The sequence below is a fragment of the Enterococcus sp. DIV1639a genome (assembly GCF_050530445.1).
Classification (GTDB): domain Bacteria; phylum Bacillota; class Bacilli; order Lactobacillales; family Enterococcaceae; genus Enterococcus_B; species Enterococcus_B hirae.
This window is the reverse complement of the sequence record NZ_CP172886.1, coordinates 1731577-1747195: the sequence shown is the minus strand read 5'-3', so window position 1 is coordinate 1747195 and position 15619 is coordinate 1731577. Positions and strand designations below refer to the sequence as shown.

At 38.6% G+C, this 15619-nt stretch carries 11 protein-coding genes and 1 pseudogene; 10 read left to right on the top strand and 2 right to left on the bottom strand.

Translation table 11 applies throughout. The features are described from left to right. Window positions 1-102 precede the first annotated feature (102 nt). Complete coding sequence (rseP, locus tag IGJ32_RS07795) at window positions 103-1371, top strand: RIP metalloprotease RseP (RefSeq protein ID WP_010718876.1); 1269 nt, start codon at window positions 103-105, stop codon at window positions 1369-1371. 69 nt (window positions 1372-1440) lie between these two features. After that, window positions 1441-3144, top strand: coding sequence for a proline--tRNA ligase (locus IGJ32_RS07790; protein WP_010718877.1), 1704 nt, complete (start codon window positions 1441-1443; stop codon window positions 3142-3144). 196 nt (window positions 3145-3340) lie between these two features. Here IGJ32_RS07790 and IGJ32_RS07785 read toward each other — a convergent pair. Next, window positions 3341-4136, bottom strand: a pseudogene (locus tag IGJ32_RS07785) (SDR family NAD(P)-dependent oxidoreductase). A gap of 16 nt (window positions 4137-4152) precedes the next feature. Further along, a complete protein-coding gene (locus tag IGJ32_RS07780; protein ID WP_342082002.1) occupies window positions 4153-4995 on the bottom strand; it encodes an aldo/keto reductase in 843 nt (280 codons plus the stop codon). A 131-nt stretch (window positions 4996-5126) separates the two neighbouring features. Between IGJ32_RS07780 and IGJ32_RS07775 the strand changes: the two genes are divergently transcribed. The 8 genes from IGJ32_RS07775 (at window position 5127) to rbfA (ending at window position 15180) form a co-directional block, all read left to right on the top strand. Next, a complete protein-coding gene (locus tag IGJ32_RS07775; RefSeq protein WP_010737776.1) occupies window positions 5127-5492 on the top strand; it encodes a winged helix-turn-helix transcriptional regulator in 366 nt (121 codons plus the stop codon). Between the two features lie 150 nt (window positions 5493-5642). Beyond that, the gene (locus IGJ32_RS07770; protein ID WP_034698557.1) at window positions 5643-9995 is read left to right on the top strand and encodes a PolC-type DNA polymerase III; all 4353 of its coding nucleotides are present in this window, start codon (window positions 5643-5645) and stop codon (window positions 9993-9995) included. 143 nt (window positions 9996-10138) lie between these two features. Further along, window positions 10139-10612: a ribosome maturation factor RimP gene (rimP, locus tag IGJ32_RS07765; RefSeq protein ID WP_010718882.1), complete on the top strand. Its 474-nt coding sequence runs from the start codon at window positions 10139-10141 to the stop codon at window positions 10610-10612. Between the two features lie 21 nt (window positions 10613-10633). Next, entirely contained in the window at window positions 10634-11821 is a 1188-nt protein-coding gene (gene nusA / locus IGJ32_RS07760; protein ID WP_010718883.1) for a transcription termination factor NusA, read from the top strand. Between the two features lie 23 nt (window positions 11822-11844). After that, window positions 11845-12138, top strand: coding sequence for an RNase P modulator RnpM (gene rnpM, locus IGJ32_RS07755; RefSeq protein ID WP_010718884.1), 294 nt, complete (start codon window positions 11845-11847; stop codon window positions 12136-12138). Next, complete coding sequence (locus IGJ32_RS07750) at window positions 12135-12446, top strand: YlxQ-related RNA-binding protein (RefSeq protein WP_010718885.1); 312 nt, start codon at window positions 12135-12137, stop codon at window positions 12444-12446. Before rnpM ends, IGJ32_RS07750 begins: the two co-directional genes overlap by 4 nt. A 12-nt stretch (window positions 12447-12458) precedes the next feature. After that, on the top strand, window positions 12459-14813 hold the full coding sequence (infB, locus tag IGJ32_RS07745; RefSeq protein ID WP_053766744.1) for a translation initiation factor IF-2: 2355 nt from the start codon (window positions 12459-12461) through the stop codon (window positions 14811-14813). Window positions 14814-14832: 19 nt separating this feature from the next. Next, window positions 14833-15180 (top strand): 30S ribosome-binding factor RbfA, encoded by a 348-nt coding sequence (gene rbfA, locus IGJ32_RS07740; RefSeq protein ID WP_010718887.1) that lies wholly within the window; start codon window positions 14833-14835, stop codon window positions 15178-15180. Window positions 15181-15619: the final 439 nt, after the last annotated feature.

Here is a 15619-nt window from a genome sequence, read left to right as displayed (position 1 = left end):
CCTCTTTTCTTTAAAAAAACTAGGGCTATTGGTGAATAGCTATTAATATGGTAAAATTAAGATGTTTTATTTAACCTAAAAAAAAGTAAAGGAGAATGTAAAATGAAAACAATTATTACATTTATTATTGTTTTTGGCATTTTGGTCATTGTTCATGAATTTGGACACTTCTTCTTTGCGAAACGATCAGGAATTCTCGTTCGAGAGTTTGCAATTGGTATGGGACCCAAAATTTATGGGCATCAAGCTAAGGACGGAACTACCTATACACTACGTTTATTGCCAATCGGAGGTTATGTGAGGATGGCAGGAAACGGGGACGATGAAACAGAGATGGCTCCGGGAATGCCGTTATCTCTTTTATTAAATTCTGATGGTATCGTAGAGAAAATCAATTTAAGTAAAAAAGTACAGCTTACAAATAGTATCCCCATGGAATTGATTCGTTATGATCTTGAAGAAGAATTAACGATTACTGGCTATGTCAATGGCGAGGAAGAACAAGAAGTGACTTATTCTGTCGCGCATGATGCTTCAATCATTGAAGCCGATGGCACAGAACTTCGAATCGCTCCAAAAGACGTGCAGTTCCAATCAGCCAAATTATGGCAACGGATGTTGACGAATTTCGCAGGACCAATGAATAATTTCTTGTTAGCTATTTTGTTATTTATTCTGCTTGCTTTTATGCATGGCGGAGTTCAAGTCACTAACACGAATCAAATTGGCGAAGTCTTACCTAATGGTGCAGCACAAACTGCTGGTTTAAAAGAAAATGATAAAATCTTGGAGATCAATGGAAATGCCATTCATTCTTGGGGAGATCTAACGGCTACGATCACCGAGAATCCTGGGAAAAAACTCAATGTTGAAGTCGAGCGCAATGGTCAGAAACAAACCCTTTCAGTAACACCAGGCGTGGTAGAATCGAATGGAAAAAAATATGGGCAATTAGGAATCAAAGCACCAATGAAAACGGGATTTTTTGACAAAATCATTGGAGGAACACAACAAGCTTTCAGTAGTTCATTAGAAATTTTTAAAGCACTAGGCTCATTATTTACAAACTTTAGTTTAAATAAATTGGGCGGTCCTGTAATGATGTTCCAATTATCTTCAGAAGCTGCAGATCAAGGAATATTAACGGTCATTAGCTTGATGGCCATTCTTTCGATGAATTTGGGAATCGTTAACTTATTACCAATTCCAGCGCTTGACGGAGGAAAGCTTGTCTTGAACGTCGTGGAAGGGATTCGTGGAAAACCAATCAGCCAAGAAAAAGAAGGCTTTATCACATTAGCAGGCTTCGGTTTATTGATGCTTTTAATGGTATTAGTCACATGGAATGATATCCAACGATTCTTTTTCTAGAAAAAGTTTATAAATAGGGTATAATTACAAACGATAAATGATTATATGAGAAATGAAGGAGTATATAGAATGAGACAATCAAAAATGTTGATTCCAACATTACGAGAAGTTCCAAATGATGCAGAAGTACTAAGTCATCAAATTTTATTAAGAGCAGGGTATATTCGCCAAGTTTCAGCTGGTATTTATTCTTATTTGCCTCTTGCTAATCGTGTATTGGAAAAATTAAAAACGATCATGCGTGAAGAATTTGAAAAGATTGGCGCTGTCGAAATGTTGATGCCAGCTCTCTTACCTGCGGAATTGTGGGAAGAATCTGGTCGTTATGAAACTTACGGCCCAAATTTATATCGTCTCAATGATCGTAATGATCGCAAAATGATCTTAGGTCCAACTCATGAAGAAACATTTACTGAATTGATTCGCAATGAAGTCAATTCCTATAAAAAATTGCCGTTGAACCTTTACCAAATCCAGACAAAATATCGTGATGAAAAACGTCCACGGTTTGGGTTATTACGTGGCAGAGAATTTATTATGAAAGATGCTTACTCTTTCCATTCATCAGAAGAAAGTTTAGATGAAGCGTATAAAGATTATGAAAAAGCATATACTGAGATTTTCAAACGTTGTGGGTTAGATTTCCGAGCAATCATTGGTGATGGTGGCGCAATGGGTGGTAAAGATTCAAAAGAATTCATGGCGATCTCAGAAATCGGTGAAGATACGATCTGTTACTCAACAGAAAGCGATTATGCCGCTAACTTAGAAATGGCGACAAGTTATTATGTCCCTAAAAAATCACATGAAACACAACTTGAATTAGAAAAAATTGCGACACCAGATGTAAAAACGATTGAAGAAGTAGCGAACTTCTTTGAAACTGAACCACAAAAAATCATCAAATCTGTTTTATTTATGGCAGACGAAAACCCAGTATTGGTATTAGTACGTGGGGACCACGATGTCAATGATGTGAAACTGAAAAACTTTTTAGCGGTTGATTTCTTAGAAGAAGCAACAGAAGAAGATGCTCAAAAATACCTAGGAGCAGATTTCGGCTCTGTTGGTCCAATCGGTGTAGCAGAAGAAGTAAAAGTCTACGCTGATCGTCATGTCCAAGACTTAGCGAACGCTATTACTGGAGCGAATGAAACTGGGTTCCATTATGTGAATGTCAACCCAGAACGAGATTTTGAAGTGATCTCATATGAAGACCTTCGCTTTGTTCAAGAAGGAGATCCATCACCTGATAATAATGGTGTATTGGCATTTACACGTGGAATCGAAATCGGACATATCTTTAAATTAGGCACACGCTATAGTGAATCAATGGGCGCAACCGTATTAGATGAAAATGGACGTGAAAAATTTGTCATTATGGGTTGTTACGGAATTGGCGTAAGTCGTCTGCTTTCAGCAATCGTTGAACAAAATTCAGATGAAAATGGCATTAACTGGCCTAAAGGAATCGCGCCTTTTGATTTACATGTTGTTCAAATGAATCTAAAAGACGAAAACCAAACGAACTTAACCGAAGAAGTCGAACAAACGATGTTGGCTGCTGGTTATCAAGTACTCGTTGACGATCGTAATGAGCGTGCAGGTGTGAAATTTGCAGATTCCGATTTAATTGGCTGTCCAATTAGAATTACAGTAGGTAAAAAAGCGGTGGATGGTATCGTTGAAGTCAAAATTAAGAAAACTGGGGAAATGGTTGAAGTTCGCAAAGAAGAGCTAGCAAATACGTTACCCATTCTTTTAAATCAATAAAATACAGTTAAGAAAGAAAATTCTTGCTTGAAATGAAAGACAAGCCTAACAAATAGTTGGGCTTGTCTTTTTTCTAATGAGACTGAGGCAAGTTTTGGCTCGGTATCCTTCGTTTTTTGTTTCTCACATTTGTTCGAATGAAAAATCATACTGGCTCTTTAATAAGAAGAAATTGATTTGTGTTACAAAATCGTTCTTAATAAATTGTTGGCACCAATCCTCCATCAAGTCGCAAGGCAGCGCCAGAAAAAGAAGTTGCATAGGGGCTAGAAACAAATGCAACAAAACGCCCGATTTCTTCTGGTCGAATCAAGCGTTGGATCTGTGAGAGTGGACGATGATTTTTCATAAAATCTTGTTCCCATTCAGATTCAGGCAATTGGCTGTCTGCGTACATTGTTGTTAACATTTCTTGAACGGCCCTCTGTCAAGGTGGAGCCAGGCATGATCGTGTTGACGGTCACTTGAGAGCCAACAGTCAATTTGGATAAACTTTTTGCTAAAGAAAGATTCATCGTTTTGGTCATACTGTATTGAGCCATTTCACCTGAAGGCATCACTGCTTCTTCACTGGCAATAAAAAGGATACGACCAAAATCTTGCTTCAACATTTTAGGTAAATAATTTTTGGCTAATGCATTTCCAGCAAGAACATTGACTTGGAAAAAATGTTCCCAAATATCATCTGTGATAGCTAGATAATCCATCGGTTCAAAAATCCCCATATTATTGATCAAAATATCTATTGTAGGAAATTGCGTAAACAGTTCTTGCCGTGCTTCTGGATCTGCTAAATCAAATGGCGCACGCTGAGGATTAGTTTGGGGGAATTTTTCTTTTAATTCAGTGACCACTTGATCAACAAGCGGTGCGTGACGACCATTGATGATGACATCTGCACCTTCTTTTGCCAATTCGATCGCAATGGCCTTTCCGATGCCTTTTGTTGAGCCAGTGACTAACGCAACCTTATGAGATAAACCTAGTTCCATCTTACATCTTCCTCCTTTATTTAAAATCGAATGTATCAGGATTTGGTCCTACCCGAAAATGATCGTTCAGAGCATTCAAAACCGTCATTTCATCTTCAGAAAGAACGAAATCAAAAATGTCAGCATTACTTTTCATTCGTTCGGGCTTAACTGACTTGACCACTAATAAGATTTCTTGTTGGACATCCCAACGTAAGATTACTTGGGCTGGAGTAATATGATGCGCTTCAGCAATCTCTACTATAGTTGGGTGATTCAATAGTTTCCCTTGCATCAAAGGGGACCACGCTTGGATCTTTATTGCATGTTTTGCGCAGAAATTGCGTAGTTCAATTTGAGATAACTTTGGATGTAGTTCCACTTGGTTGAGAACGGGAATGACATTCGCATGTGTCAATAATTTTTCTAAATGAGTGATTTGAAAATTGCTAACACCAATCGCTTTGATTTTCCCCGCTTGATATAATTGTTCCAAAGCACGCCATGACTCTAAAAATGCATCTTCGCCAGGCCAATGGATTAAATAAAGATCTAGATAGTCTAGTCCTAGACGTGCTAAACTGGTTTCAAAAGCTTGGATCGTTTCGTCATAGGTTAAATGATCGTTCCAGACTTTGGAGGTTACGAATAGTTCTTCTCGAGAAATTCCAGCAGCTTTCAGCCCTTCTTTGATTCCGATTCCTGTACCAATTTCATTATCATATATTTGAGCAGTATCAATCAACCGATAGCCCTTTACAATGCCTTCTTTGACTACTTCAGCAGTTTGGGTATCAGGGATTTGAAAGACACCAAGTCCTATCCCTGGAATTTCTATTTGGTTATTTAACATGATTCGATCATTCAATGAATGGATCATCTATACTCCTCCTTTAATTTTCAATAGATATAATGTATACTAGATAGGCTCTAATAGATAGTACCTACTTTATTGTGCTATAGTGTCTAAAAAGTAACTATTGGATAGTAAAAGGATTTTAGGAGGGAAATATGATTGAAAAAACGTATAATATTGGTGTAGAAGCCACGATGGATGTTATCGGTGGGAAATGGAAACCGATTATTTTATGCAACCTGCGTCACAGTCCGCTTCGTCCCAGCGACTTAAAACGAAAAATTCCTAATCTTAGCCAAAAGATGTTGACTCAACAATTGCGTGAATTAGAAGCAGACGGTATTGTTGTACGAACCTCATATCATCAGGTTCCACCAAAAGTTGTTTATTCCTTAAGTGAATATGGTCAAACATTAAGTAGTGTGTTAGATGCGTTATGTGATTGGGGCGAACTGCATGTTACTACGTTGCAAGAGCAAGGAGTACCAATCAGCTTACGTTGTGAGGATTCATTTAGCTAAGTAATCAACGATTTAGAACGAGAAAGAAAATTCTTTGTCGTTTTTTTAATGTAAATCCATGTAAAAACGGGTATACTAAATAGTACTGAAAGAAGAAGAGGTTCAAATGAAATAGCATTGATTTGTCCTCGTCAGAAAGGGCGTATGGTTTTGTCAGAAAAACGAGAGTTATTTGAAAAATTGTTGGAACAAATCCAACTAGAAGAAGTGGAAAAAAATCATCCACTAATCTCTGCTGGCGAAATGGAGCGTGTAGTGGTTCACCGCAAATCAAGATTGTGGGAGTTTACCCTACACTTTACTCAAATTTTACCGATCATGCTTTATCGATCATTGCTCCAAAATTTGACACTGGCATTTAAAGATATTGCACAGATCAGATTAACTATCAAAGCTGATGATCAGCAGTTTGATGAAAAATTATTACAAGATTATTGGGCACAAGCTTTAGAAAGCCAACAATGCGATACGCCGTTGGCTCAACAAGTTTTAAAAACACAAGTCCCTATATTGAAGGAAAAGAAAATTGTCTTGCCAGTCGATAGCAATGGCGCGATTAATTATTTAAAGCAACAATATCTACCTTTAGTTGAAACGCTGTTTGTCAGCTACGGGTTCCCTAAATTTCGTATCGAACCTGAAATTGATGAAGAACAAGCAGAACGTGTGCTAAAACTGTTTGAAGAGCGGAAGCAAGAACAAGCAGAAGCGTTCATGAAGCAAGCTGCGGAAAGTTTGATTGTCCATGAACAAAAGAAAAAAGAAAGAAAAGAGCAACTTCCTGTACTAGATGGACCGATCCAGTTAGGTCGTAATATTCCAGCAGATGAACCGACAATACCAATGATCAATATCGTTGAAGAAGAACGTCGTGTGACCTTGGAAGGCTATGTATTTGATAAAGAAGTGCGTGAGCTACGTTCAAAACGTAAGATCCTAACGTTAAAAATCACCGATTATACTTCTTCTTTTATTGTTAAGAAATTTTCAAATAATGAAAAAGATGAACAAATCTTTGATGCAATCAGCGTAGGAAGCTGGTTAAAAGTTAGAGGAAGTATCCAAGAAGATACATTTGTGCGAGACCTGGTGATGAATGCACAAGATATCATTGAGGTGAAGCATGCACCTCGTAAAGACTATGCTCCTGACGATGAGAAACGAGTGGAATTACATGTTCATAGTAATATGAGTACGATGGATGCAACCAATAGTATCTCTGACCTTGTGGCTCAAGCTGGAAAATGGGGACACAAAGCGATTGCAATCACGGATCATGGAGGGGCACAAGCATTTCCTGAAGCGCATAGTGCCGGTAAAAAAGCAGGCGTAAAAATTCTTTATGGGGTTGAAGCCAATGTTGTAGATGATGGTGTGCCGATTGCTTACAATGATGAACATGTTTCTTTGAATGAAGGAACATATGTCGTATTTGACGTGGAAACCACTGGACTATCTGCTGTTTATGATACGATCATCGAATTAGCTGCGGTCAAGATGTATAAAGGGAATGTCATTGAAAGCTTTGATGAATTTATTGATCCTGGACACCCACTTTCCCGCACAACGATTGATCTAACTGGGATCACAGATGAAATGGTACGAGGATCTAAATCAGAAGAAGAAGTCCTACGTCTGTTTCTCGAGTTTTCAAAAGATTCGATTCTGGTCGCCCATAATGCCGCGTTTGATATGGGATTCTTGAATACAAGTTATGCAAAATATGGAATTCCAGAGGCGACGAATCCAGTCATCGATACGCTGGAATTAGCCAGATATCTGTATCCTCAATTTAAACGATTTGGTCTAGGTGTGTTATCTAAAAAATTTGGTGTCAGTCTTGAACAGCATCACCGAGCGATTTACGATGCTGAAGCGACAGGTCATTTAGCATGGATTTTCGTTAAAGAAGCAATGGAAAACCATGAGATGCTCTACCATGATCAACTCAATGCTCATGTGGGAGAAGGCGATTCGTATAAACGAGCAAGGCCATTTCATGTGACGATCTTAGCGAAAAATCAAGCTGGATTAAAAGATTTATTCAAATTAATCTCGATGTCGAATGTGGAATATTTTGAACGTGTCCCACGTATTCCTCGTTCACAACTGAAGAAATTACGTGAGAATCTTTTCATTGGCTCTGCTTGTGATAAAGGTGAGATTTTCGAAGCAATGATGCAAAAAGGAATTGAAGAAGCTAGAAATCGAGCAAAGTTTTATGATTATATTGAAGTGATGCCAAAAGCGGTCTATGCACCATTGCTTGAGCAAGAACTAGTCAAAAATGAACATGATTTAGAAGAAATCATCAAAAATCTAGTTGAAATCGGAAAGTCATTGGACAAAATCGTCGTTGCTACTGGGAATGTTCATTACCTTAATGAAGAAGATGCAATCTATCGGAAGATTTTGATTAATTCAATGGGTGGGGCTAATCCGTTGAACCGACATAGTTTGCCTGATGTGCATTTTAGAACAACAGATGAGATGTTGACTGCTTTTAACTTTTTAGGAAAAGATCTAGCGAAAGAAATCGTCGTTGACAATACGAATAAGATTGCTGACCTTTGTGAAGAGGTCATTCCGGTGAAAGATGATTTGTATACGCCAAAAATTCCTGGATCTGAAGAAGAGATTTCTGATTTGAGTTATACCAGAGCTAAACAGTTGTACGGTGATCCATTACCAGAAATCATTGAAAAACGATTAGAAAAAGAATTGAATTCGATCAACGGGAATGGGTTTTCTGTGATCTATTTGATTGCGCAAAAACTGGTGCATAAAAGTAACGAAGATGGTTATTTAGTTGGTTCACGTGGATCAGTTGGTTCTAGTTTTGTTGCAACGATGACTGGGATCACTGAAGTAAATCCATTAGCCCCTCACTATTATTGTCCTGATTGCCAGTATTCAGAATTCTTTGAAGATGGTACTTACGGTTCGGGGTTTGATATGCCTGAAAAAAAATGTCCGAAATGTGGCGCACGATTAAATAAAGATGGCCATGATATTCCTTTTGAAACGTTCTTAGGGTTCCATGGAGACAAAGTACCAGATATCGATTTGAACTTTTCAGGTGATTACCAAGCAGAAGCGCACAACTATACGAAAGTTTTGTTTGGGGAAGAATATGTTTATCGAGCAGGAACAATCGGTACAGTTGCCGATAAAACAGCTTATGGCTTTGTTAAAGGTTATGAGCGAGATCATAATTTACAATTTCGCAGTGCTGAAGTTGATCGATTAGCCAAAGGTGCGACTGGCGTGAAGCGAACGACTGGACAACATCCAGGGGGGATCATCGTTATTCCCGATTACATGGACGTATATGATTTTACACCGATCCAATATCCAGCAGATGATCAAAATTCAGAATGGAAAACAACGCATTTTGATTTCCATTCTATCCATGATAATGTACTGAAGCTTGATATTCTGGGACATGATGATCCGACAGTAATCCGTATGTTGCAGGATTTATCGGGAATCGATCCACAAACGATCCCAACTGACGATCCAGAAGTAATGAGAATTTTTGCCGGTCCAGATGTCTTGAACGTTACCAGTGAACAGATTTATTCTAAAACAGGGACACTAGGTATCCCAGAGTTTGGGACACGCTTTGTTCGGGGAATGTTGGAAGAAACACATCCAACGACTTTTGCTGAACTCTTACAGATTTCCGGATTATCACATGGGACCGATGTGTGGTTAGGCAATGCAGAAGAATTGATCAAACGTGGGGATGCAACTTTGGCTGAAGTAATTGGTTGTCGGGATGATATCATGGTTTACTTGATCCATGCTGGATTAGATAGTGGGATGGCTTTTAAGATTATGGAAACCGTTCGTAAAGGGCTATGGAACAAGATCCCTGATGAATTACGAGAAACCTATCTATCCGCCATGAAAGAAAACAATGTTCCTGATTGGTACATTGATTCTTGTTCTAAAATCAAATATATGTTCCCAAAAGCCCATGCAGCGGCTTATGTTTTGATGGCCTTACGTGTAGCTTATTTTAAAGTCTATTTCCCTATTTTATACTATTGTGCCTATTTCTCAGTTCGAGCGGATGATTTTAATCTTGTGGCTATGTGTAAAGGGAAAGATGCGGTAAAACAAGCGATGAAAGAAATCACAGATAAAGGTTTGGATGCCTCAGTCAAAGAGAAAAATCAGTTGACCGTCCTTGAATTAGCGAATGAAATGTTGGAAAGAGGCTTCCATTTTGGCATGATCGATCTATATAAATCAGATGCCGTGAACTTCGTGATCGAAGGAGACACATTGATCGCACCATTTAGAGCTGTCCCAAGTTTAGGAACAAACGTTGCAAAACAAATCGTTGAAGCACGAAAAGATGGACCATTCTTATCAAAAGAAGATCTTGCTACACGAGGAAAAGTTTCTAAAACGTTGATTGAGTATATGAACGACAACGGGGTATTGAAAGACCTTCCAGATGAAAACCAACTTTCCTTGTTTGATATGTTCTAATCAAGGGTTAGCGTGGAAGCTTGTCATTTTAAATGAAATATGGTATAGTTATTTATAGGTAATGATACTAACTGTGAGTGAGCGGAATTTTCGCTCACTCTTTTTAATGGAATTACGGAAGCAATTTTAAGGAGGCGAACTTTTTGAGTAGCGTCGTTGAAACAGTCACAGCAATGGTGACTCCGATTTTAGAGGAACAAAATTTTGAACTTGTCGAAGTAGAATTTGTGAAGGAAGGCAAAAGTTGGTTCTTACGAGTATTCATTGACAAAGATGGCGGAATCGATATCGAAGAATGTGCATGGGTTAGCGAAAAACTTAGCGAAAAACTTGATGCAGCAGATCCAGATCCTATCCCACAAGCTTATTTTCTAGAGGTATCATCTCCAGGGGCAGAACGCCCATTAAAAAAAGAGAAAGATTACGAAAAAGCGCTTGGAGAATATATCCATGTTTCTCTTTATCAACCAGTTGATGGAGAAAAACAATATGAAGGATTTCTCCAATCAGTTGATGCTGAACAGCTGATATTGAAAATACGCATAAAAACACGGGAAAAAGAATTAATTCTTGACCGAAAAAATATTGCCAAAGCTCGCTTAGCGATCCAATTTTAATCACGGAGAGGAAACAGAAAAATGAGTAAAGAAATGCTAAACGCATTAGATGCATTAGAAGCTGAAAAAGGGATTTCAAAAGAAATCGTGATCGACGCTTTAGAAGCTGCTTTAGTTTCTGCATACAAACGCCATTATGGTCAAGCTCAAAATGTTGAAGTTGAATTTGATCAAAAGAAAGGGAAAATTCACGTCTATGCTGTGAAAGAAGTTACTGAAGAAGTAATGGATTCACAATTAGAAGTATCATTAAAAGATGCGCTTTTGATTAATCCGGCATATGAGATTGGTGATACCATCCGTTTTGAAGTGACACCAAAAGACTTTGGACGAATTGCTGCACAAACAGCAAAACAAGTTATTTTACAACGTGTCAGAGAAGCAGAAAGAACCATCATTTACAATGAGTTCAGCGCGTATGAAAAAGACATTATGCAAGGTATCGTTGAACGTCAAGATAAACGATATATCTATGTAAATCTTGGAAAGATCGAAGCAGTTTTATCGAAACAAGATCAAATGCCTAATGAATTTTATCAACCGCATGATCGTATCAAAGTGTACGTTTCTCGTGTAGAAAATACGTCAAAAGGTCCACAAGTCTTCGTTAGCCGTAGCCATCCAGATCTATTACGCCGTTTATTCGAACAAGAAGTGCCAGAAGTTTACGATGGGATCGTTGAAATCGTAAGCATTGCTAGAGAAGCGGGCGATCGCTCAAAAGTAGCCGTTCGTTCAAATGATGAAAATATTGATGCAGTTGGAACTTGTGTTGGACCAAAAGGCCAGCGTGTGCAAGCGATCGTGAATGAATTAAAGGGTGAAAACATGGATATCGTTGAGTGGAACGAAGATCCAGCGGTATTTATCACGAATGCTCTGAATCCAGCGCAAGTGATCGATGTGATTTTTGATGAAGAAAATCCTAAAGCTTGTACCGTTGTCGTTCCAGATTACCAATTATCCTTAGCGATTGGTAAACGTGGACAAAATGCACGTTTGGCTGCCAAACTAACAAATCACAAAATCGATATCAAGTCAGAATCAGATATGGCTGAATATTATGAAAAACAAGCGCAAGATCAAGAAGTAGCTTCTGAAGAAGTCGCTCATGATGAAGCGATCGTTCAATCTGATTATACAGATGATGAATATGAAACGATTGCTTTCAACGATGAAACAGTTGAAAATACGGATCAAGATGCTTAACAATTAGCTTAGGAGGCGAAGAGATGAAACAAAGGAAGATTCCTTTACGCAAATCTGTGGTTTCAGGTGAAATGAAACCCAAAAAAGAGATGATTCGAATTACCCGTTCCAAAGAAGGGGAAGTATCGATTGATCCCACTGGGAAAATGCCAGGCCGTGGTGCGTATGTCTCACTTGAGCCAGCTGAGGTACAACAAGCTTGGGATAAGAAGATTCTTGATCGGGCGTTAGAAACGACTTTGACAGATGAATTCTACCAAGAGTTACTCGATTATGTAACCCATCAAAAAGCACGAAAAGAGCTATTCGGTAAATGAATGAAGGAAATCGGCAAAAAGCCATGAATCTCATTGGGTTAGCGATGCGCGCTGGTAAGTTGATTACCGGCGAGGAGTTGACCATTGCAGACATTCGTAAACAGAAAGCAAAGATCGTGTTTGTAGCAAATGATGCGAGTGAGAATACGAAGAAAAAAGTGAAAGATAAGAGTTCATATTATGAAGTTCCTTGCTTTGAACTATTTTCCGAAGCTGAAATCACGCAGATGATTGGGAAGCCTCGCAAAGTATTTGGAATCGTAGATAACGGTTTTGCGAAGAAAACCAAGGAGCTAATTGAAGGTTAGGAAGGTGATTGCATGAGCAACAAACGAATTTATGAACTAGCAAAAGAATTAAATCAGCCTAGTAAAGACGTTGTGGAAAAGGCGCAGCAACTTGGGATTAATGTGAAGAATCACATGGGAGCAATCACAACTGGTGATGAAAAGAAGTTGCAACAAGCGTTCAAAAAACCACAGACGAATAAAAAACCAGCACAGCAAGCCAGCCAAAAGCCAGCCACAAACCAGCCGAATGAACAAAAGAAACAAGAAACAAAAACGAAACAACAAAAAAATAACCGCAACTATCAAGATCGCGGTCAAGGGAGCGGTCAAGTGAATCAAGGAAAAAACCAATCAACAAACCAAAACCGAAGTAATAATGGAGGCGGAAATAACCAAAACCGTCAAGGAGCAACACAAAGTGGCAATCAAAACCGCCAAGGATCAACACAAGGCGGAAACCAAAATCGCCAAGGATCAAACCAAGGTGGTAACCAAAACCGTAACAACAATAATAATCGTGGTAAATTTAACAATAACAACCGCAATCGTTTTAACAAAAAAGGGAAAAAAGGAAAACAACAAACTTCCAATAAACCTGCTGTACCACCACGTAAATTCCGTGAGTTACCAGAAGTATTAGAGTATACTGAAGGCATGAACGTTGCGGATATTGCGAAGAAAATCCATCGTGAACCAGCAGAGATCATCAAAAAATTATTTATGCTTGGCGTAATGGTCAACCAAAACCAAGCACTAGATAAAGATACGATTGAACTCTTAGCAACAGATTATGGGATGGAACCACAAGAAAAAATCCAAGTAGATATCGCAGATATCGACAAATTCTTTGAACCAGAAGAATTAAATCCTGATACATTGGTTTCTCGTCCACCAGTTGTAACAATCATGGGACACGTCGACCACGGGAAAACAACATTACTTGATACATTACGTCATTCACGAGTAACAAGTGGCGAAGCTGGTGGGATTACACAACATATCGGTGCCTACCAAATCGATATCGATGGCAAACCAATCACATTCTTAGACACACCTGGGCATGCTGCATTTACAAGTATGCGTGCGCGAGGAGCAAGCATCACTGATATCACGATCTTAGTTGTAGCAGCAGATGACGGTGTTATGCCACAAACAGTCGAAGCAATCAACCATGCGAAAGCAGCTGGCGTACCAATTATCGTTGCTGTTAATAAGATTGATAAACCAGGGGCAAATCCTCAACACGTGATGCAAGAATTAAGTGAATATGAATTGATTCCAGAAGCTTGGGGTGGAGAAACGATTTTCGTTGAAATCTCTGCTAAATTTGGTCAAAATATTGACGAATTGCTAGAAATGATCTTGCTGGTTGCGGAAGTAGAGGATCTAAAAGCAGATCCTAAACAACGAGCAATTGGTACAGTAATTGAAGCACGTCTAGACAAAGGAAAAGGACCTGTTACAACATTACTTGTTCAACAAGGGACTTTAAACGTAGGTGACCCAATTGTAGTAGGAAATACCTATGGACGTGTGCGTGTGATGGTCAACGACTTAGGTCGTCGTGAAAAATCTGCTGGACCAGCAACACCAGTTGAGATCACTGGGTTAAACGATGTGCCACAAGCAGGTGACCGCTTTGTTGTCTTTGAAGATGAAAAAACTGCTCGTGCAGCCGGTGAAGAACGTGCCAAACGTGCGTTGTTAGAACATCGTGCGATCACTAGTCGGGTAACATTGGACAACTTGTTTGAAAGCTTAAAAGAAGGCGAATTAAAAGAAGTAAATGTTATCATTAAAGCTGATGTACAAGGTTCTGCAGAAGCATTGGCTGCTTCATTGCAAAAGATCGATGTAGAAGGCGTACGTGTGAAAATCGTCCATTCTGCAGTTGGTGCCATCAATGAAAGTGATGTAACCCTGGCAGCAGCAAGTAATGCGATCATCATTGGGTTCAATGTTCGTCCTACACCACAAGCTAAAATTCAAGCGGATAATGAAGAAGTGGACATTCGTTTACACCGAATCATTTATAAAGCAATCGAAGAAATCGAAACGGCGATGAAAGGGATGCTAGATCCAGAGTTTGAAGAAAAAATCACTGGTCAAATGATCGTTCGAGAAACATTCAAAGTATCAAAAGTTGGAACGATCGCTGGGGCTTATGTCACAGAAGGATACATTCGACGTGATAGTGGCGTTCGCGTGATCCGTGATGGTATCGTCATTTACGAAGGACAACTAGCTAGCTTGAAACGTTTCAAAGACGATGTAAAAGAAGTTAAAATGGGTTATGAATGTGGTGCAATGATCGAAAAATTCAATGACATCAAAGTCGATGACGTCATCGAAGGCTTCATTATGGAAGAAATCAAAACAAATTAATTTTAGGAGGCCGCTCAATATGGCAAACTATCGAGACCGCCGAGTCGGTCAAGAAATTTTAAAAGAAGTAAATGATATTTTACGCAAAAAAGTTCGTGATCCTCGTGTAGAAAACGTGACAATCACTGATGTCCACGTTACGGGAGATCTACAACAAGCAACCATCTATTATAGTATTTTATCTGACTTAGCTTCAGATAAGAAAAAAGCACAGGAAGGCCTAGCAAAAGCAAGTGGACTGATTCGCCGTGAATTAGGACACAACTTAAGCATCTATAAAACGCCTGAATTAACTTTTGAATTAGATGAGTCAGTGGGGTATGGTAACCACATTGATGAGTTGCTTCGTAATTTAAATAAAGATTAAAACAAAAAGAGCTATAAACCTTAAGAAGTGGGGTTATAGCTCTTTTTTAGTAGTTTTTTTAGTTTTAGCTTTTTATAAAGCAGAGATACCGCAGTTACACCATCATCCAATTTTTTAGAAAAAAAGTTCAAACTACACAATGCAAGTAGTTTAAAATGACAAACGCACAGTACCATAATTTTACTGTACAGAATACATGAGAAAAAAATGAACAATTTGTACGTGTCTCGAACAGGTTGTGAAAGAAGCGGTCAACTCCAAACGAATAAGAGAGAATCTTTTAAAATAGCTTTTCTTATTTTGAAAAATTCTCTCTTATTTTTAAGAAGTGGCTTCTTGGACACCATTTATTAAGAGTTAGATTTATACTTCAGACTCTTTTCGAGATTCGTATATGATCCTCAGTTTTTTGTTTTGGGGAAGACTAGGATCATTTATT

Excerpts from the sequence above, each read along its gene's own strand:
- IGJ32_RS07780 (WP_342082002.1), bottom strand. The coding sequence starts at position 4,995 with ATGATCCATTCATTGAATGATCGAATCATGTTAAATAACCAAATAGAA.
- IGJ32_RS07750 (WP_010718885.1), top strand. The coding sequence starts at position 12,135 with ATGAATGAAGGAAATCGGCAAAAAGCCATGAATCTCATTGGGTTAGCG.
- rnpM (WP_010718884.1), top strand. The coding sequence starts at position 11,845 with ATGAAACAAAGGAAGATTCCTTTACGCAAATCTGTGGTTTCAGGTGAA.
- IGJ32_RS07775 (WP_010737776.1), top strand. The coding sequence starts at position 5,127 with ATGATTGAAAAAACGTATAATATTGGTGTAGAAGCCACGATGGATGTT.
- nusA (WP_010718883.1), top strand. The coding sequence starts at position 10,634 with ATGAGTAAAGAAATGCTAAACGCATTAGATGCATTAGAAGCTGAAAAA.
- IGJ32_RS07790 (WP_010718877.1), top strand. The coding sequence starts at position 1,441 with ATGAGACAATCAAAAATGTTGATTCCAACATTACGAGAAGTTCCAAAT.
- rseP (WP_010718876.1), top strand. The coding sequence starts at position 103 with ATGAAAACAATTATTACATTTATTATTGTTTTTGGCATTTTGGTCATT.
- infB (WP_053766744.1), top strand. The coding sequence starts at position 12,459 with ATGAGCAACAAACGAATTTATGAACTAGCAAAAGAATTAAATCAGCCT.
- rbfA (WP_010718887.1), top strand. The coding sequence starts at position 14,833 with ATGGCAAACTATCGAGACCGCCGAGTCGGTCAAGAAATTTTAAAAGAA.